This is a genomic window from Algoriphagus aurantiacus, from assembly GCF_035156405.1.
Classification (GTDB): Bacteria; Bacteroidota; Bacteroidia; order Cytophagales; family Cyclobacteriaceae; genus Algoriphagus; species Algoriphagus aurantiacus.
The window spans coordinates 1-19,068 of record NZ_JAXRUT010000012.1 but is presented as its reverse complement, the minus strand read 5'-3'; the positions used below and the strand labels follow the sequence as shown (position 1 = coordinate 19,068).

The following is a 19,068-nucleotide window of genomic DNA, read 5'->3' as shown; positions in this document are numbered from 1 at the left end:
TTTTCTGTTTTATAGTTGATCTAGTTGTGCAAGTTCTTCGGTAAATCCTCCTGACAAAATGGGAAATCTATACCATGTTTTTGGGTCCACGTTGAATTCATCCAAGTGGAAGGAAGGTGCTAGTCTTTCCCTTTTCCATTGATTGCGTGACCAAAGTTGGAAGAATTTTTTGATATAGCCTTTCAAAGTGGCAGGTTCGAGTTCGAGTTCTTCGGAAAGTATATGATAAATATCCATGGGTGAACGTCTGTCCCGAATGGCAAGTTTCTCAATTTCTACGATTACTGCGTAAGGCATCAAATCTTTTTCGTCTGTTTGGGTCCTTTCCAATGGACGAAGTTCGGCGGTGGGCTGCAGTGAGTTGACTTTGGCCAGACCTGGGCGATCAAGATTTTTCTCAGCCCAGCTTAGCCAGTTTAGAATAAAGAATTTATCTACAGCAGCAATTGGAGAGATACTTCCAGAGGTATCACCGTCCATAGTAGCATAGCCCACATCTCCTTCACTTCGATTGGAAGTAGAAAGCAGCAGGGCATTATTAATATTCGCCAACATCCAGATTATTGGAGAACGTGTTCTGGCTTGGATATTTTGCAGTGTAATATCGTCCTGTTCCCAGGTCAATTTCCTGCCTATGGCTTTTTCTATTTTGGTAGTATAGGATTTTACTTCCTCATCAATCTCCCAGTGATAAAATGTGGCTCCTATACTTTCAGCTAGAGATTCAGCTGAGGAAAATGTAGCCTCGGAGGAGTTTTTGGTTCCTTGGTAAGCTGTGGTTAGGATTTGCTTCATCAGTTCCTTTTCAGGATCATCAGATTTTGAAGTAGAAGATATGCCTGCTTTTTGACAGAATTTCTCTAAACCCAATTCAATTATTCCCCGCTTCACCATCTCAGCAACTAAGATAGCTATTGAAGAGGAGTCAGCCCCACCTGAAAGAGACAGTACAAATCCAGTGCTTCTGCTTTTTCTCATATAATCAAAAAGTGCCAAAGCCGATGCTTGGACAAATTCCTCATTTTTAGAGTTGATCGGAGCTATAGCTTGAGCTTTTGGCTCCAGATAAAAGCTGTTAACCTGAAAGTCTTCAAAAGATAGAAGTCTATTCCTAGAGAGTAGTTCCCCGGATTTTGCTAGCATGATTTCTCCATCGAAAATCATCCTTCCGGCTTCGTTTCCCAGCAAATTTGCATAGCAATAATAGCAGTCGAAAATAGCAGAACTTTCTTCCACTAATTCTTTTCTAAGCTGTGTTTTGCCCATGGCAAAGTGACTGGCACTGGGATTGAAGATCAAATCTACCTTGCGATCACAAAGTCCATAACCGGGTCTGAGCTTTCCTCTCCAGGCGTCCTCACAGATTTCGAAGCCGTAATGAATCTCTTTGTAATTAAAAGTTAGATCTCCAAAAGGTATCATTTGATCCTGAAATTCTATTTCAACGACTTCATTGGTCTTCCACGGGGTGAACCAGCGGAATTCATAATGAACGCCATCGATGGCCATGAATTGCTTGGCTACAAAGCCTTTGACTTCAGCATTTTCAATGACGGCTACAGTATTATAAACTTTGTCCTGAATTCTGACTGGAAGGCCAACAGCAACAGTGATTCCATAGCAGTGGGGCAGTAGAATTGCCAACTGAGCCAGCGCCTTTTTGGGATACCAATAGCTTAAAAATAAGTCTTCAGATCCATAACCTGTGATAGCCAATTCAGGCAAGCACAGGATTTCAACATCTTGTTTTTTAGCTTCTTCAATAGCCAGAATGATTCTGTTCAGATTGCCTGACCAGTCCAGCGGTGTTTGATTGACGGTTGCTCCCGCGATTTTTATTGAAGACATAGATGAATTAGTTGGTCCTAAAATTACTCAGCTATGTGGCAATTTTTAGTGTTTGGCAGGCATTTTTGGATGCTTCTTGTTCAGCTTTCTTTTTGGTACTCCCTTTTCCTTGAGCTATTTCTTCTCCTCCCACCTGTAAAGCGACTACGAATTCTTTGAATCTTTGATTGCCACTTACACTAAGTACCACAAAATCTACTTGTTTAGTTTCTTTTTGAGACCACTCTATGATCTTACTTTTGTAATTAGTAGTAGTGGCGATCATACTTTCTACATCAAAATGAAGTAGAATTCTTTGAGTTATGAATTTCTTGGTGAAATGGTACCCTTTGTCTAGATACACTGCTCCAAGAAAAGCCTCCAGCATGTCTCCGTAGAGCGATTTATTCCCTGTGAAGTTTCGCTCTCCGATTTCCATATCCAACGCTTTTCGCAATCCGATTTTAATTCCGGTATCGTTAAGGGTTTCTCGATTGACTAGCTTTGATCTGGTCTCGGTGAGAAAGCCTTCGTCGCGGTAAGGAAACTTTTGGAAAAGGAATTCGGCAATCACTGCCCCTAAAATGGCATCTCCCAAAAATTCCAATCGTTCGTTTGAAAGTCGAAAACCCTGAGAAGTCTCTTCACCAAGGCCGGAGGGAGTGAGGGCAAGTTTATACAGTGATAAATTAAAAGGCCTGCTACCCGTCATCATCCTGATGGAGGTAGCAAGCCTTTTGTCTTTTTTATTAAAGAAGAGATTGTTAAATCCGAGCCTTTGAAATAATTTCAAAATTCAGACTAATTATATTTTTTGAAAATTACTGAACAATTATGTCCACCAAATCCAAAAGTATTACTCAACGCATAATTTATCTCCCTCTCCTGCGCTTTGTTGAAGGTCAAATTCAATTTTGAATCAAAAGCTTCATCATCTTCGAAGTGATTGATAGTAGGAGGGACAACCCCTTTGTTCATTGCAAAGATACATGCGATGGCTTCAATAGCCCCAGCAGCACCTAACAAATGACCAGTCATAGACTTGGTACTGCTGATGTTTAGCTTGTAAGCGTGCTCTCCAAAGACTTCTTGGATAGCTTTAATTTCACCTACATCACCAAGTGGAGTAGATGTGCCATGAACATTGATGTAATCAATGTCTTCAGGCTTCAACCCCGCATCTTCCAAAGCAATTTTCATAACACTACTTGCTCCTAATCCATCTGGGTGTGGAGCAGTGATATGATACGCGTCAGCGGTCATTCCGCCACCTACAAGTTCTGCATAGATTTTAGCGCCACGTGCTTTTGCGTGCTCGTATTCTTCTAGAATCAATGCTCCGGCTCCTTCTCCTAATACGAATCCATCCCTGTCTTTGTCAAACGGCCTTGAGGCAGTTTCAGGAGATTCATTACGTTGGGATAGGGCTTTCATAGCATTGAATCCACCAACACCCGCTTCAGTAACTGCTGCTTCTGAACCACCGCTGATAAAAATATCAGCCTTCCCCATTCTGATGTAAGTAAATGCATCAATGATGGCATTGGTACCTGAAGCGCAGGCAGAAACTGTCACAAAGTTTGGACCGCGAAAACCATATTTAATTGATAGAAAGCCAGCGCTGATATCAGCTATCATCTTTGGGATAAAGAAAGGATTGAAGCGAGGTGATCCATCTCCAGTGGAGAAGGCTGTCACTTCATCTTGGAAAGTCCTTAAACCTCCAATTCCAGATCCCCAGATTACTCCGGCTCTTGATTTATCGATTTTTTCTAGATCCAACCCCGAATCAATCATGGCTTCTTCTGCAGAAATCATGGCATACTGAGAGAAAGGATCCATTTTCCGAGCTTCTTTTCTGTCAAGAAATTGCTCTACATCTAGGTTTTTGACCTCGCAGGCAAATTGAGTCTTGAAAAGTGACGCATCGAATTTGGTAATCGGCGCAGCACCGCTCACACCATTAGACAGACCGTGCCAGAATTCTTCCGCGGTATTGCCTATTGGTGTGAGGGCACCTATACCTGTTACAACAACTCTTTTTAAATTCATAGAATGAATTTAGGAATTATTATTTTACGTTAGCTTCCAAGTAGGTAACTGCTTGTCCAACAGTACCGATTTGCTCAGCCTGATCATCTGGAATAGAGATATTGAATTCTTTTTCGAATTCCATAATCAATTCTACAGTATCAAGAGAATCAGCACCAAGGTCGTTGGTAAAGCTCGCCTCCAAAGTAACTTCAGACTCTTCTACGCCAAGTTTGTCAACGATGATGGCTTTTACTTTTTGTGCAATTTCAGACATTTTGTGATCAGTTTAGTTATTAACACTTCGCAAAGAAATATATTAAATGCCTAATTGACAAAGAAAAGATCCAAGTAAATTTTTATGCAAATTGTTCTTCCTAGAAGTTGGGTTATATTTTCTAACTTTGTTTTGATTCATTTTTTACCCGCATGAAGAAGGCCAAATTACTGATTGAACATACATATGATTTCGAGCTCTTGGGGCTTGTATCCCCTGTAAGGGACTATAAAATGGCCTGGTTGATCAATAGGGATTTGGATCTGGATCTTATCAAATCGGAAGATCTTTTATTGGAATTTTTGACCCTTCCAAGCCTAAAAATCTCACAATATTTCCTTTCTTTACCTCATGGATTTGTTCAGCTTTTAAGAAATAAAGCCTTAAACTCGACAAATCAAGTGTCTTATTTGATACCGGAATTGAAATCAATGGATTATTTCCTTTTGGTGCAAGACGAGACCTTTCAAATAAGTATTAATACATTTGCCAATCAGCTGGCAAAAAATCGCTACATACAAAATGTGATGAAGCTGGATGTAAGTAAACTTAAATCAAAAGAAAACCTATTAACTTATTAATCCCCTAATGAGCCAATTCAATAAGACAAAGATTCTAGCAACTATAGGCCCTGCTTCAAATAACTACGAAACTATCAAAAGCTTGGCAGCTGCTGGAGCAAATGTATTTCGTCTGAATTTTTCACACGGTACACACGCTATCCACGCTGAAGTAGCGAAAATAATCAGACAGCTAAATAAGGATGAAAACCTTAACCTAGGTATTCTTCAAGATCTTCAGGGACCTAAAATCCGGGTTGGTGAGGTAGAAAACAATGGTGTGGAGATCAAGCCAGGTGAGAAAATAACTATTACAAATGATCCTGTAGTTGGATCCAGTAGTCTAGTAAGTACCGTGTACCAGAATCTCCCGAACGATGTGGTGACAGGAGATCGAATCTTAATCGATGATGGTAATCTGGAAGTTTTGGTGATTGATACTGATGGCAAAAATGTCAATTGTACTGTAATTCACGGTGGTATTCTAAAGTCTAGAAAAGGTATCAACCTTCCTAATACTAAAGTAAGTGCACCTTCCCTTACTGAGAAAGATATAGAAGATTTGGCTTTCGGCTTGGAGCAGGAAGTAGATTGGATAGCGCTATCATTTGTAAGATCAGCTGAAGACATCATTGACCTTAGAGAGAGAATTGAAGCGAAAGGTAAAGTTTGCAAAATCGTTGCCAAGATCGAAAAGCCTGAAGCGCTTGATAATATAGATGCGATCATCGAGGCAACTGACGCAATTATGGTTGCTCGTGGCGACTTGGGAGTAGAAGTTCCAATGGAAATTGTCCCACTTTGGCAGAAAAGAATAGTAGAGAAATGTAAGCTTGCCTGTAAGCCCGTGATCATCGCTACCCAGATGATGGAAAGCATGATTGTAAATCCTCGTCCTACACGTGCGGAAACCAATGACGTGGCTAACGCTGTGCTAGATGGCGCGGATGCCGTGATGCTTTCAGCTGAAACAGCTTCTGGAAAATATCCAGTAAATGCTGTGAAAGCGATGAGCAGCATCATTAGCTACTTGGAAAAGAATGCAGAAATCTATCATAACCTCTACAAAATCCCTGAAGATGACGATACGTTCTTAAGCAATAACTTGATTTTGATGGCTTCTAGACTGTCTAGAAACGTGAGAGCAAAAGCAATCGTAGGTATTACTTCTTCTGGTTTCACTGGTTTTAGACTTGCTTCCCACAGACCTTCCGCAAATATTTTTGTATTCACAAGAAACAGATCTTTGATCACTCAAATGAGTTTGGTGTGGGGAGTACGTGCGTACTTCTATGAAAATCAAGTTTCAACTGACGCTACCTTTATTGACATCGAGAATACACTGAAAAATGATGATCATGTGAATACCGGTGACATAATTATAAACACAGGAAGCATGCCGCTAAAAGCAAAAGGAAAAACTAATATGCTTAAAGTTCATATAGTAGAATAAGCTTCTATTAAAACCACAGAAAGAGACTTCAGCAATGGAGTCTCTTTTTTTGATCGTTGGTTTATGTGTCATTCCCTGAACCAAGGATCAATGATACTTTCTGACTTCTATTGAGATATTTTTTACCCTGTAGACAGTATGCAGGACTATACCAATGAGATATTGGTCTCTGATTATTGACCACTGCGACTGAATACTGACTTTTTTCTACTCACCCTTTCCGAAAATCTCCTCTGGTCCTTTAGGCGTTACCATCAGTACTTTTTCTTTTTCTACCATTACGGAACCGGCTGGAGAGCCTTTCACTTTTCTCACATATTTGGCTTCCGTATGGATCACTGGTGCGAGGGATTCATTTTTGTTCTTGGAATAAAAAGCAGCCAAGGATGCTGCGGTCTCCAAAACGGACACAGGAATGCTTTTAAGGCCAGAAGTCTTAATGAGTACATGTGAACCTGGGACCATGCGTGCGTGAAGCCAGATGTCGTCTTTTTTGGTGTATCCGCGAAGCATATCATCATTTGCCTGCGCTGACTTGCCCACCCAGATCGGGAATCCCTCGAATTCAAAAGTTTTGAAGGGTAATATCACCTCGTCTTTTTGCAAGGCTTTATCTTCACCATGAGATTTCTTGTAGTTTTTTAAAGCTCTGAAATCCTCAATTGCATTCAATTCTTCTATTTTGGATTCTAGTACCTTAGCTTGATTGATTTTTGCCAGTATAGTCTTATCCAATTGCTCCCACTCCAGTTTTCTATTCTTATTTTTTCTGTAAAGAGAAGCTGCGTGATCTTGCGGCTTTTGATTTGGCTTCAGTTTGACTTTGACATTTTCTCCAGAATAAAAATCCATTAATTCAGCTTCCAATTTTCCTCCTTGAAAAACATGCAGATTCGCCATGATCACATCTGCAAGCTGAGAAGGTGGTGGGGAACTTCGCAATTCTTCCAGTTTTTGCGTCGATTTTTGAATATATGACTTGGTTCGCTTGAGTTGCTCTTGGTATTTTTTGAGCAAGGTGTTTTTATCCTTTTCAAAATTTCCCCGAACTAATGCCAGATAAAACAATTCATTGATAGCTTGTATCGGATTTGAGAAACTTTTGACAGGATTTTCTTCCGGCAAAAGACTCAGGTGAATTTCTCCATTCTTTTCAACCAAAGAAAAAATCGGTGCCTTTAGCATGTCCAAAAGTTCCTGGATGAGATTCCATTTGGATTGAAGATCTGCTTCTGGATAGCTTCTTTCTTTCAGCCAGTTTCTTGGGATAGCGCCTAAGGTGGGGAGAAATTGAGAAGCATTTCCGGCCAGTTCTTCGAAGCTTTCCCAACTCAAATCGTAATTTTTATTCAAAGAATTCCAGTCTAAATCCCGGTCTTCAGTGACACCATTTCGGAATAATTTAATAGGTGTTGTGCCTTCCTTTTCATACAATAGCACATTGCTTCTGTTTGCATGTAGTTTGAATAACAGGATTTTTCCTGAACCGAGACTGAAATGGAAAGCCCGCTCAAACTTCAACACTCGACATCCTACGATCTCTTCTCCAATTATCTCTTTGAAAAGGTCGATACTGTTTCTTTTGGCTCGTTGAAAATTTTCCGGGAAAGAAAGATAAATCTGAGGGGGAAGAAAATGTGCACGGATGAATCGCGATTCTCCGGCATCTTCAGTCTCTATGATCAACTCATCCTTATTTTGCGAAAAACAGGCAATGATTTTTTTTCCTCCAAAAGCTTTTTCCAGATCAGGACAGAGGTATTGTAGAAAATGAAAATTGAGATGCATTAGTCCAAAGTTAGCTGAAGCCCGTCATAGGCCAAGGCTGTTCCTTCAGGTAATTCTTCATCTACTTTTTGGTGTAGGCCAAGTTTGTGGGAAATGTGCGTGAAATAAGTTTGCTTCGCGCCGATTTTTTTAGCCATGTCGATGGCTTCATCTAAAGTGAAATGTGATATATGCGACTCTTTTTGAAGCGCATTTAGAACCAAAATTTCGGTGCCTTCGATTAGTTTTAGCGATTCATCAGGAATATGATTGGCATCAGTAATGTATGTGAAATCACCAATTCGAAAACCCAAGACGGGAAGCTTGTAGTGCAAAACCGGTATAGGGGTGATGGTAATTCCTTCAATTGTAAAGGGGGTTTCATCGATTTCAATTGTCTCTACCAGCGGAACTCCGGGATACCTTCTTCCCGCAAAAATATAAGCGAATTCGCGTTTGATTTGCTCCAGCACTTCATGCCTTCCAAAGATTGGCATGTCCTTTTGCTGCATAAAGTTAAATGGTCTTATATCATCTAGACCTGCTGTATGATCCTTGTGCTCATGGGTGTAAATCACAGCATCGAGTTCGGTGATTCCTGCTCTGAGAATCTGACTTCTGAAGTCAGGTCCAGTGTCAATTACGATACTCAATTCGCCGATTTGAATGTGAATAGAGGTTCTGAAACGCTTGTCCCGGAAATCCAATGAATTACATACTGAACAAGTACATCCGATCACAGGAACACCTTGAGAAGTGCCGGTTCCTAAAAAAGTTACTTTCAAAATTTCAATTGGGTTTGCCTCAAGTCGGTGAGGAAGTCATGATTTGCTTTATCTTTAAAATCTGCCGGATCTAGATTCAACTCGATCAGGATATCAATAAGTGCGTTGATTTTTCCTTCCAAGGGAAAATATTTATTGACGATAACGATTTTGGCGTCATTCAAAACACAGTAGCCAGATTTGAAATTACCCTTTTCGTAACGCAGCATGTATTCTGATGAGGCGAATAGATTTTCGAGTTTGTCCAAAAAGTGCTTGGTGTGTTTTATTACCATTTCAAATCAGGAATTTGTTTACAGCTACTAGTAATTTGTCGTAATCAAGCGGTTTTTGGATGAAATCATCAAAACCCAACCTCCTAAATTCATCCATAGTGTAGTTGTTCATGTTTCCAGTAATTGCGATGATTGGAAGTTTAGATTTGGTGGAATCATCTAGATTTCGAATCATTTTGGTGCAGCTCGTTCCATCTAGTACTGGCATATTGAGATCCATGAGGATAAGGTCAAAATCCTCTTTTTCCAGCATTTCCAGTACTTGTTTACCATTTTTGGCAGCTTTCATTTGATAATTTTCAAATGAAAGGATGCTTTTAGTCAAGTTGATGATTACTGAACTGTCTTCTCCGACAAGGATTTTTTTAGGGTTATTCATGGGGTAAAAGTAGTTTCTTCTTCAAGATATTTTTCAAAATTAATACGTTCATTTTTTAGTTTATTTAGTGCTATTCCCAAAGAATCCCAATCCTGAGAGCGTGCCAGTCTATCCGCATCACTGGACAAAGTAAAAATAACATTTGCTCCCAACGAGCCCGAGTTGCCTCTTATGGTATGAAGGTTTTCGATCAGGAATTGTTGGTTTTTTTCTTCAAAAGCAGTGTCTAACTGACTCATCAATTGATCAAATTCTTCTAGAAAATCAATATACAAAGACCTTATGTTCTTTAAAGAATTAAATCTCGATAGTTGATGGATTACACTTTTGTCTAAAATCACAGGTTCTGCTTTAGAGCTTTGATCTTCTTCATCAGAGGGCATTAATAAGCTGGCTATCGTGTCCAAAAGCTCTTTTGGGCGTATTGGTTTAGTGATCAAGTCTTCAAAACCCAATTCCAAAAAACATTTTTTAGATAGATCACCTGAAATAGGAGAAATAGCGATTATTGGGCATTGGTATGATGACTTTCGCCATATGGTTTTTGCGGCAGTTATGCCATCCATAATAGGCATATGAATATCCATGAGAATAAGATCAAACTTTTCATTGGTCGCTCTTTTCACAGCTTCCACTCCGTTTTTGACTGATTCATAGCTGTATAGTTGACCAATCAAGTTTTCAATTAACCGTCGATTCAAATCAATATGATCAACAATCAATACCTTTTTGCTTTTCATTACAATACTTTGGATTTTTGACTTTCAGCTCTAGATATAACTAATTTTGTCAAATCAAGCCTATTTGATCTTGGTGGTGGGACCCACTGCAGTCGGTAAGACAGATTTATGTCTAAATCTAGCCAAAAATTTTAAGACTGAAATTGTGTCCTGCGACAGCAGGCAGTTTTACCGCGAGATGAATCTAGGGACGGCAAAGCCCAATTTCGATGAATTAAAGCAGGTTCCTCACCATTTTATTAACAGTCTGTCTATAGAAGATGAGTATGATGTCCGTAAGTTCGAACGGGACGCCTTGGCTTTACTTGATGAATTGTTTCAAAAACATCAAGTGGTGATTATGACTGGTGGATCTGGACTTTTTGCCGATGCTATTGTGAATGGTTTGGATGAAATGCCAGAGGTCGCACCCGAAATCCGGGCTGGGATTATCAAGGAATACGAGGAAAATGGCTTAGCTTTTTTGCAAAATGAAATTGCCAAAAATGATCCGGAATATTTCGACATAGTGGATCAAAAAAATCCTCAGCGATTGATGCGAGCATTGGAAATTTGGAGAGGAACGGGGAAGAAATTCAGTTCCTTTCGCGTGAAATCTAAGAAGGAGCGACCTTTTAATGTGATCAAGATCGGTTTGGAAAGGGATAGGGAAAAGCTTTATTCCCGAATAGATCTAAGAATGGATCAGATGATAGCAGCAGGATTGTTTGATGAGGCAGATGCCCTTTTCAGTAAAAGAAATCTGAATGCGCTCCAGACTGTAGGATACTCCGAGATCTTTGGGTTTCTGGATGGAAAATATGATAAGGAAGAAGCTATCCGTCTACTCAAGAGAAATTCAAGACGCTATGCCAAGCGGCAGATAACCTGGTTTAAGAAAGATGAATCGATCAGATGGTTTTCTCCGGAAAAGCAGGTTGAAATTCTAGATTACCTACAAGATCAGATCGCCTGAAAACGGGCGATTTTCCCTACCCAATTGTAAGGAGCTTTTTTCAGCAGCGCATTATATTGGATACGGTTGACTTTTAGATCCCGTATGATTTTCAATGCTTTTTGAGTGATGCTTTTATCAATCTGCTTATCCTTTAGCGCAGCTATAAGTAAATCCGGATCTGATGCATCTTCCACCAAAATGCCTAAATCAGGGTTTAAGGAATTCAATTTAAAAAGCAACTCTTTCTGTTGATTGAGTTTGCGCTGCAACGCATTTTTCACAGTAAGATAAAATAGGAGGCATCCGCCTCCCAGCATGATAAATAGTGGTATGAACCCCATCTTATATACTTAAGATTTCCATTAATTTAAGATAATCTGCGATCAGAGGTTTTGTCTTCCCAATACAATCTGCGAATGTAGTGAATACCACTTCCTGATTGACAACCCCAGCCATATGAAACTTATGACCTGCAAGAAGTCCTTCCACTGCAGACATTCCGCATCGGCTAGCTAAAACCCTATCCCGTGCAGTAGGATTTCCTCCTCGCTGAATATGACCAAGTGTGGTCACTTTAAAATCCTTAGTAGGATCTTTGAGTTTAGATTTCACTTTTTCCATGACGGTTTGGGCATTTCCAGCTTCGTCACCTTCTGCTACTACGATAATGCTTGATGATTTACTTTTCCTAAGGTTCTTCAGGGACTTAACTACCTGATCTATGTCTGTTTTGGTTTCAGGTACCATTACGAATTCAGCACCTCCACCGATTCCTGATTCTATAGCAATAAATCCTGCATCTCTACCCATTACTTCAATGAAGAAAATTCTATCATGAGCCGCTGCCGTATCACGGATTTTATCGATTGCTTCCAAAGCCGTATTTACAGCAGTGTCAAAACCAATGGTGTAATCAGTGCCATATAAATCGTTGTCGATTGTTCCCGGACAGCCGATGGTAGGTATACCGTATTCTTCGAAAAATATCTTTGCTCCCGTGAAGGTACCATCTCCTCCTATAGCGACCAGCCCCTCAATTCCATTGGCGATGAGATTTTCATAGGCTTGCTTTCTTCCTTCTGGTGTTTTGAATTCCATCGATCTGGCAGATTTCAACACCGTTCCACCACGCTGTACAATATTGCTTACAGAGTGAGATTGCATGCGCTTGATTTCTCCATCGATCATACCTTCATATCCACGATGTATTCCATATACTTCTAATCCTTTATAAATAGCTGTACGAACGACCGCTCTCACACAAGCGTTCATGCCAGGACTATCTCCTCCAGAAGTAAAAACTGCTATTTTTTTCATATGTCTATAATTGTTTTTCAGCGGTCATATGGAATCTCGCATGGTAAATAATCATCCCACTGTGTGACACCTGAGTCATGCCCGATTTCATGTTCATAGGTTTAAAGTTCAAAAATAGGGATTAAAGAAAGAATGATTTCAGTTTCTTAAATTATTAAACTTTTAATAAATTCTGATTTAGAAAAGAGCTTGAATTTCAGCACTAAAAACCTGACTTTGGGAGAATGAATAAGAGAAAGTTACCTACTTTGGAATTTGAAACAAGCCCAATTGCTCTGGGTTGTATGTCGCTGAAAGGCAGTCTAAAAGAAGATAAAAAGGTCATTGATGCAGCTATTTCAGGAGGTATTGATTTTTTGGATACAGCAGATTTATACCAAAAAGGACTGAATGAAGAAATTGTAGGTTCAGCTATTCGAGATAGGAGAAAAGATATCACTCTGGCCACAAAAGTTGGGAATCAATTGCGAGCAGATGGAAATGGCTGGGACTGGAATCCGCGAAAAGCCTACATTTTGGAAGCTGTAGAGGAAAGTCTAAAAAGGTTGAAGACAGACTATATCGATCTCTACCAATTACACGGTGGGACACTGGAAGATCCATGGGAGGAAACACTCGAAGCATTTGAGCTTTTAAAAAGTCAAGGAAAAATACGGGCTTTTGGTATTTCTTCCATTCGCCCCAATGTGATCCGCAAGGTGTTGAAAATGAGTTCTCCAGCCACAATTATGATGCAGTATAGTCCTTTGGATCGACGACCTGATGAAACTGCTTTTCCTATGATTGCAGCATCTGATACCAGAGTTTTGGTTCGTGGTGCTTTCGCAAAAGGACTTTTGATAAACAAGTCTGAGGAAGCATTTTTGGAATATACTGCATCGGAAGTTAAAGAGATACGTGAATTGATTGCAGATTCCGGACTTTTACCTGAAGCATTTTTGATTCGTTTTGGATTGCTGCAGCCGGCTGTTGGCTCTCTGGTGATTGGCGCAAGTTCTGTGGAACAGGTAGAAAAATTGATTTTTGCTTATCAGCAGCAGGAAATGATTTCGGACGAGTTGATCAGGGAAATCTCAGCTAAGATACCGCTGAACCGATACACGCAGCATAGATAAAATTACCGTTGTCTAGACTCAACAAATAGTTTATTTTGGAGGTGTTTATTTTATTTAGCCTGTTCAAAATACCCAAGTATGAAATTTAGATTGTTGATTTTTATTTTACCGGTTTTAATCTGGTCCTGTCAACCCAAAGAACTTAGCGAATCGGAGCGTTGGGAAGATACGGCTAGTCGGGTGGAAATTCTTAGAGATGATTTTGGGATTCCTCACATTTACGGGAAAAGCGATGCGGATGCAGTTTTTGGATTGCTGTATGCACAGTGCGAGGATGATTTTAGAAGAGTAGAACGGAATTATATCTGGGCTACAGGGCGACTTGCAGAGTTGGAAGGTCAGGAGGCTATTTACAGTGATCTTCGAGCTAATCTATACATGACAGAAGCTGAAGCAAAAACTGCATATGAGTCAGCTCCTGATTGGCTGAAGGAACTTTGTGTGGCTTTTGCCGATGGAGTGAATTACTATCTGGCGACGCATCCAGAAGTGAAGGCTCAAGTGATTACTCATTATGAACCTTGGATGCCGATGTTTTTCAGTGAAGGATCTATCGGTGGCGATATCGAACAGATTCCCACGAGATGGATTCAATCTTTCTATGCCGGGAACGAGCCTGATGTCATGGCTTTTATTGAGGATGAATTTGCTAGTAAATCCCTTTTGGATGAACCAAAAGGTTCTAATGGAATTGCTGTAAACGGCAAAATGACTGCTTCTGGAAATGCAATGCTGCTTATCAATCCCCATACTTCATTTTACTTCAGACCGGAAGTTCATATGGTTAGTGAAGAAGGACTGAATGCTTACGGAGCGGTGACCTGGGGGCAGTTTTTTGTCTATCAGGGATTCAATGAAAAAACCGGATGGATGCATACGTCCACCCAAGTGGATTTCATAGATGAGTTTGTAGAAGAGGTATCTGAGAAAGATGGGAAATATGAATACCAATATGGAGACGAAAGTCGGGCGGTAGAAGAGTTCCAGGTAACGTTGAAATATAAGGCTGGATCAGAATTAATGGAAAAGCCGTTCACTTTTTATAGAACCCATCATGGCCCCATTACTCATAAGATCGAGGATAAATGGGTGGCAACCAAAATCAATTGGGATCCAGTAAATGCACTTATCCAAAGCTTCACCCGGACAAAATTGAGCAATCATGCTGAGTTTAAGAAAATGATGGATATCCGCACAAATTCTTCCAACAATACCGTTTTCGCAGATGCTGAGGGAAACATAGCTTATTTCCATGGCAATTTTATCCCAACGAGAAATGAAGGTTTTGACTTTTCTAAACCTGTGGATGGCTCAGATCCCAATTCCGACTGGCAAGGTCTGCATACTGTGGATGAAAGTATTATAATCTTAAATCCCGGGACAGGTTGGATCCAGAACTGTAATTCTACACCATTTACTGCTGCGGGTGAGTTTAGCCCAAAGCGAGAAGATTATCCGTTTTACATAGCTCCGGATCAGGAGAACTTCCGGGGAATTCATGCAGTGAAAGTCCTAAATGAAGCTTCCGGATTGACCTTGGATAGTTTGATTAGTTTGGCCCATGATCCATACTTGCCTGCCTTTGAAGAACTGATACCTATGCTGCTACAAGCTTATGAGAAGAGAGGTGTAGCAGATCCTCAATTCATAGAGCCTATCAAAGTATTGGAATCATGGGATTATAGGACCTCCAAAGAATCAGTAGCAATGTCGCTGGCGCATTTTTTCGGGATGAATTTCATGCGGAATCATGGCAGTATCAATAACCTGATCAGCTTTAATACTGACGAAAACTGTACTATTCCAAACCCTTCTCCTGCTGAATTGCTTTCGACTTTTAGCCAGACGTTGGAGCAGATGAATGCTGATTTTGGTACTTGGAATACACCTTGGTCAGAGATCAATAGATTCCAGCGATTGACCGGAGAAATTGATATGCCATTCGATGATATGAAAGAATACACTCCGGTGGGAATGGCTTCTGGAACTTGGGGGGCTTTGGCGGCTTTTGGAGCGAAAACCTATCCTGGAACTAAGCGATTGTATGGTTACAGGGGGAACAGCTTTGTTGCTGCTGTGGAATTTGGAGATAAAGTGAAAGCAAAATCAATTCTCGCAGGAGGTCAAAGTTCAGACCCGAATTCTCCTCATTTCGATGACCAGACTCAGGATTATGCAGATGGTAATTTTAAGGATGTCGCTTTTTATAGAGAAGATGTGGAGGCTAGGTCAGAAGAGCGCTATGTGCCGGGGAAGAGGGAGTAGTAGTGGTTAGTATTCAGTGATCAGTGTTCAGTTCTCAGACATAAATGTGGAGGATTGAGCAGGATGAATAATTAATATGTATATCCGCTTTTCTGCCAGTAAGGATGCAAGGATTTGGTGAACTCAAGAATTGAGGCCGCTTCGGTCTCCCCTGCCTACCGGCAGGCAGGCGTCATCGGTCTTGCGACCAGATAAGCGAAGTATTTAAGCTAACTGGCATCATCCGATGGCTATCGGATACGGATAATCTCAATAATTAGTTTGTAAGAAGTAAAAAGTGTAAAATAATTGCCAATTCAAATCCATAGCCCGCTCATGTTCATCATGTGATCGTGTTGTTAGATTTTTATTTAAGTTTTCCAACTATTTAAAACCCACCTAAGCTTATGAGAAAAATTCTTTTTTTACTGCTTCTGAGCACTTCAGTTGCTTTTGCGCAGCAAGACCAAACCAAGCCCCTGCGAACTTCCATAGAGACAGACACTCGCGTAATCCGGCAAGATGTACCGATGACAAATTCCATTCGCAAAGCCTTTGAAGAAGGCTCTAGAAACTTCTCCGGGAAGCCCGGAGAAAATTACTGGCAGCTGGAAACCGATTTTACAATCAAAGCCAGTTTGGATCCAAGTACACAGACGATCACTGGATCGGAGAAAATCCTCGTGCATAACAATAGTAAGGACGATTTGAATGAGATCGTTCTTCGACTTGACCATAATATTTTCAGAGGAGATGTGCCTCGCGGATTTTCAGTTCCTGCGGAAAATACGGAAGGAATGATTGTGACAGCTATCAAAGTGGCTGGGGACTCAGTGGATCTGAATGCTGCTCCAGCAGGAAGAAATGCTCCTCCTGCCTTGCGAGTAAGAGGCTTGCAAAGTACCGTTGCGACTATCACACTAGTCAATCCGATCAAAGCAGGTACTACTGCAGAAGTTGAGATCGACTGGCATACCAAATTGCCGGGAGGCGACAATGGCAGAGGCCATAGAATGACACAGCGTTTTGAAAGTACTTTATTTCAGCCTACGCAATGGTTTCCACGGTTGGTAAAGTATGATGATCTGCGGGGATGGGAAACCAGCCTTTACCTAGGACCGGCTGAGTTCTTCAATAACTTCGGGAGCTACGATGTGTCGCTGACCGTTCCTGCGGGCTGGATAGTAACCGGTACTGGTGTGTTGCAAAATCCAACTGAAGTTTTGACTCCAACAGTTATCCAAAGACTTTCTACCGTTCTTGACTCTGATGCAGAAGTGACACTTGTAGGCGAAGATGAGAAAGGTCCGGGTAAAGCGACTCTAGCAGGAGACAAGCTTACATGGCGTTTCGTGGCGGATAAAGTAAATGATTTTGCCTGGGCTACTTCGGATAGATTTATCTGGAAAGCAAGCCGGGCCACTATTCCTGGCAAAGGTCTAGTGCCGATTTATATGGTTTTTATTCCTGAGCGGGCTCAGTATTTTGAGAAAGCGGTGGAAAATACCAGACATGCGTTAGAGTTTTATTCCGAACTTTGGGCACCCTATCCTTTTCCTCAACTCACCCTCCAAGACGGCCCAAGTGCCGGCATGGAATATCCTATGGTAATCAATTCAAACCAAGGTGCGGCGGATCATGAAGCTGCGCACCAGTGGTGGCCGATGATGCTTGGAACTAATGAAACCCGCTACGGCTGGATGGATGAAGGTTTTAACCAATACATGAATATTCTTTCTGGAGCTGATAGTAGGGGAATTGACTATAATCTGGATGGTTTGGGACAAAGCTACGGACGAATCAGCGGAATGGAGGATGAAGCGCCTATGATGTGGAGTGCCAATGATGCAGGCATGATGTATGGGTTTCAGACGTACTCCAAAACGCCTCTGATGCTTTCCATGCTAGGGGGAATAGTAGGGGATGAGGCTGTGATCAATGCCATGAAAAAATATACCGATGCTTGGGCATTCAAGCACCCATCGCCGTGGGATTATATGTTTTTTATGAACAATGAGCTAGGACAAAATCTGGAGTGGTTCTGGTATTACTGGTTGTTTACCACTGAGTCTGTGGAGGGATCAATCCAAGATGTGAGTTCATCAGATGGCAAAACAACGGTTACAGTGCGTCAGGCTGGACAAATGCCATCGCCAGTCGTATTGAAAGTTGAATTTGAAGCGGAGGGTCCTGCGATTAAGCAAATGTCGAATGCCACTATGATCGATGAAACCACCGCTGAAGTGACTTGGCCGGTGACTGTTTGGTTTGACGGAAGCCGTACGTTTGATGCAGTTTTGGACTTTGGAGATCGAAAAATCACAAAAATTACATTGGACCCTCATGGTCGTTTTCCGGATAAAGACACGGCTGACAATGTTTGGCCTAGATAAATGGAATGAATAATGAGGCTTCAAAAGAGCCTCATTTTTTTGATTAACCGCTGAGACCGCAGAGTTGGTCGCGGAGGGCACGGGTTAGTTTGTCCTGCATTTATTTTAGTGTTAGCGTTATCCTGCTTCTCCAGAAGCTGGATCTGATTTATTAGATCATTGAGTAGTTCAAACGACGGAATACTTTTCCTGTGGTAAGGAGGTAAGAAAAAGGCCGGAACTTTGTGGAGTCCAGCCTTTTTATAATGAAGTCAGTTGTATTAAAAAGGAAGATCGGCTTCGCTTACTTTTGCGGTCTTTTCACTCAAGAAGAGGAAGTCATTTACCACCACCTCAGTGATGTAGCGCTTGACGCCATCCTTATCACTGTAGTCTCGGTTGGAGATTTTGCCTTCTATGGCAACTTCAGATCCCTTGTCGGTGTATTTTTCGAGTACCTCTGCATTCTTGCCCCAGATCACAAGTCTGTGCCAGGTTGTTTCGGTGACCCGCTCACCTTTTTGATTTTTGTAGGATTCGTTGGTTGCGAGATTTACGTTACCTACGACTTTGCCACTTTCCAGGGTTTTCAATTCTACTTTCGCTCCTAGGTGACCGATTAGCTGTACTTTGTTTCTTAGCGCATTCATGATGTTTGTTGTTTTGGTTAGAAAATTTGTTTGTCGTTTTCGCTAGAGGAAAAACTTATGATCCAAAGTTGCAGGATCGGTCTGCGCTAAGTCGGTAGCTAGTCGGTTGTATTCGATAGTATGCGTTTGTTGTCGAATAAAGTGGGTTTATTCTGTTTTGAGAGGGGTGAGGTTAAGGGAAAGTTTAGTAGGTTTAGAGGTAAGAAAGGGAGTTGCGTATAGCAGCTCGTTGAACTAAACCGACTGCGTCGGTAGTTTTTTGACTCAACTCACTGATTTATAATGGTTAAGGTTTATTTTTATTCTATGTTTCATTATTAAAATCTTAGAAATCATGGA

18 protein-coding genes are annotated in these 19,068 nt (G+C 41.0%); 6 read left to right on the top strand and 12 right to left on the bottom strand.

The features are described from left to right. Positions 1-9 precede the first annotated feature (9 nt). From nadE to SYJ56_RS12975, 4 genes are read right to left on the bottom strand one after another with little or no spacing between them, the layout of a single operon-like run. Positions 10-1,848 carry an NAD(+) synthase gene (gene nadE, locus SYJ56_RS12990; protein WP_323834716.1) on the bottom strand — a complete coding sequence of 613 codons (1,839 nt, stop codon included), beginning with the start codon at positions 1,846-1,848 and terminating at the stop codon, positions 10-12. A gap of 31 nt (positions 1,849-1,879) precedes the next feature. After that, positions 1,880-2,620: a ribonuclease III gene (gene rnc / locus SYJ56_RS12985; protein ID WP_323834714.1), complete on the bottom strand. Its 741-nt coding sequence runs from the start codon at positions 2,618-2,620 to the stop codon at positions 1,880-1,882. 8 nt (positions 2,621-2,628) lie between these two features. Next, on the bottom strand, positions 2,629-3,879 hold the full coding sequence (gene fabF, locus SYJ56_RS12980; RefSeq protein WP_323834712.1) for a beta-ketoacyl-ACP synthase II: 1,251 nt from the start codon (positions 3,877-3,879) through the stop codon (positions 2,629-2,631). A 19-nt stretch (positions 3,880-3,898) separates the two neighbouring features. Then, positions 3,899-4,135, bottom strand: a complete 237-nt coding sequence (locus tag SYJ56_RS12975; protein WP_057940051.1) for an acyl carrier protein — start codon at positions 4,133-4,135, stop codon at positions 3,899-3,901. A gap of 152 nt (positions 4,136-4,287) precedes the next feature. Between SYJ56_RS12975 and SYJ56_RS12970 the strand changes: the two genes are divergently transcribed. Beyond that, the gene (locus tag SYJ56_RS12970; protein WP_323834710.1) at positions 4,288-4,716 is read left to right on the top strand and encodes an IPExxxVDY family protein; all 429 of its coding nucleotides are present in this window, start codon (positions 4,288-4,290) and stop codon (positions 4,714-4,716) included. 7 nt (positions 4,717-4,723) lie between these two features. Next, entirely contained in the window at positions 4,724-6,148 is a 1,425-nt protein-coding gene (pyk, locus tag SYJ56_RS12965; protein ID WP_323834708.1) for a pyruvate kinase, read from the top strand. Positions 6,149-6,355: 207 nt separating this feature from the next. Here pyk and SYJ56_RS12960 read toward each other — a convergent pair whose 3' ends face one another. Genes SYJ56_RS12960 through SYJ56_RS12940 form a run of 5 tightly spaced genes read right to left on the bottom strand, consistent with a single transcriptional unit; the run spans position 6,356 to position 10,094 of the window. Further along, a complete protein-coding gene (locus SYJ56_RS12960; RefSeq protein ID WP_323834706.1) occupies positions 6,356-7,936 on the bottom strand; it encodes an NFACT RNA binding domain-containing protein in 1,581 nt (526 codons plus the stop codon). Next, positions 7,936-8,700, bottom strand: a complete 765-nt coding sequence (locus SYJ56_RS12955; RefSeq protein WP_323834705.1) for an MBL fold metallo-hydrolase — start codon at positions 8,698-8,700, stop codon at positions 7,936-7,938. The genes SYJ56_RS12960 and SYJ56_RS12955 overlap by 1 nt, the downstream gene beginning before the upstream one ends. Beyond that, the gene (locus SYJ56_RS12950) at positions 8,697-8,975 is read right to left on the bottom strand and encodes a hypothetical protein (protein ID WP_323834704.1); all 279 of its coding nucleotides are present in this window, start codon (positions 8,973-8,975) and stop codon (positions 8,697-8,699) included. Before SYJ56_RS12950 ends, SYJ56_RS12955 begins: the two co-directional genes overlap by 4 nt. A gap of 1 nt (position 8,976) precedes the next feature. Continuing rightward, positions 8,977-9,354, bottom strand: coding sequence for a response regulator (locus tag SYJ56_RS12945; RefSeq protein ID WP_323834702.1), 378 nt, complete (start codon positions 9,352-9,354; stop codon positions 8,977-8,979). Further along, positions 9,351-10,094, bottom strand: a complete 744-nt coding sequence (locus SYJ56_RS12940) for a response regulator (RefSeq protein WP_323834700.1) — start codon at positions 10,092-10,094, stop codon at positions 9,351-9,353. Before SYJ56_RS12940 ends, SYJ56_RS12945 begins: the two co-directional genes overlap by 4 nt. Positions 10,095-10,140: 46 nt before the next feature. Between SYJ56_RS12940 and miaA the strand changes: the two genes are divergently transcribed. After that, positions 10,141-11,049, top strand: coding sequence for a tRNA (adenosine(37)-N6)-dimethylallyltransferase MiaA (gene miaA / locus SYJ56_RS12935; RefSeq protein ID WP_323834698.1), 909 nt, complete (start codon positions 10,141-10,143; stop codon positions 11,047-11,049). On the opposite strand, the gene SYJ56_RS12930 is transcribed toward miaA, so the two are convergent. Together SYJ56_RS12930 and pfkA are read right to left on the bottom strand one after the other, a co-directional pair. Then, positions 11,037-11,372 carry a hypothetical protein gene (locus SYJ56_RS12930; RefSeq protein ID WP_323834696.1) on the bottom strand — a complete coding sequence of 112 codons (336 nt, stop codon included), beginning with the start codon at positions 11,370-11,372 and terminating at the stop codon, positions 11,037-11,039. The two genes, miaA and SYJ56_RS12930, sit on opposite strands and share 13 nt — an antisense overlap. Before the next feature lies 1 nt (position 11,373). Then, positions 11,374-12,348, bottom strand: a complete 975-nt coding sequence (pfkA, locus tag SYJ56_RS12925; RefSeq protein WP_323834695.1) for a 6-phosphofructokinase — start codon at positions 12,346-12,348, stop codon at positions 11,374-11,376. A 224-nt stretch (positions 12,349-12,572) separates the two neighbouring features. Here pfkA and SYJ56_RS12920 point away from each other — a divergent pair, with 224 nt between their 5' ends. From SYJ56_RS12920 to SYJ56_RS12910, 3 genes are all read left to right on the top strand, one after another. Next, entirely contained in the window at positions 12,573-13,463 is an 891-nt protein-coding gene (locus SYJ56_RS12920) for an aldo/keto reductase (RefSeq protein WP_323834694.1), read from the top strand. A 78-nt stretch (positions 13,464-13,541) separates the two neighbouring features. Continuing rightward, positions 13,542-15,728 carry an acylase gene (locus SYJ56_RS12915; RefSeq protein ID WP_323834693.1) on the top strand — a complete coding sequence of 729 codons (2,187 nt, stop codon included), beginning with the start codon at positions 13,542-13,544 and terminating at the stop codon, positions 15,726-15,728. A gap of 386 nt (positions 15,729-16,114) precedes the next feature. Beyond that, on the top strand, positions 16,115-18,100 hold the full coding sequence (locus SYJ56_RS12910; RefSeq protein ID WP_323834692.1) for a M1 family metallopeptidase: 1,986 nt from the start codon (positions 16,115-16,117) through the stop codon (positions 18,098-18,100). A gap of 260 nt (positions 18,101-18,360) precedes the next feature. On the opposite strand, the gene SYJ56_RS12905 is transcribed toward SYJ56_RS12910, so the two are convergent. Further along, the gene (locus SYJ56_RS12905; protein WP_323834690.1) at positions 18,361-18,729 is read right to left on the bottom strand and encodes a single-stranded DNA-binding protein; all 369 of its coding nucleotides are present in this window, start codon (positions 18,727-18,729) and stop codon (positions 18,361-18,363) included. Between the last annotated feature and the right edge of the window lie 339 nt (positions 18,730-19,068).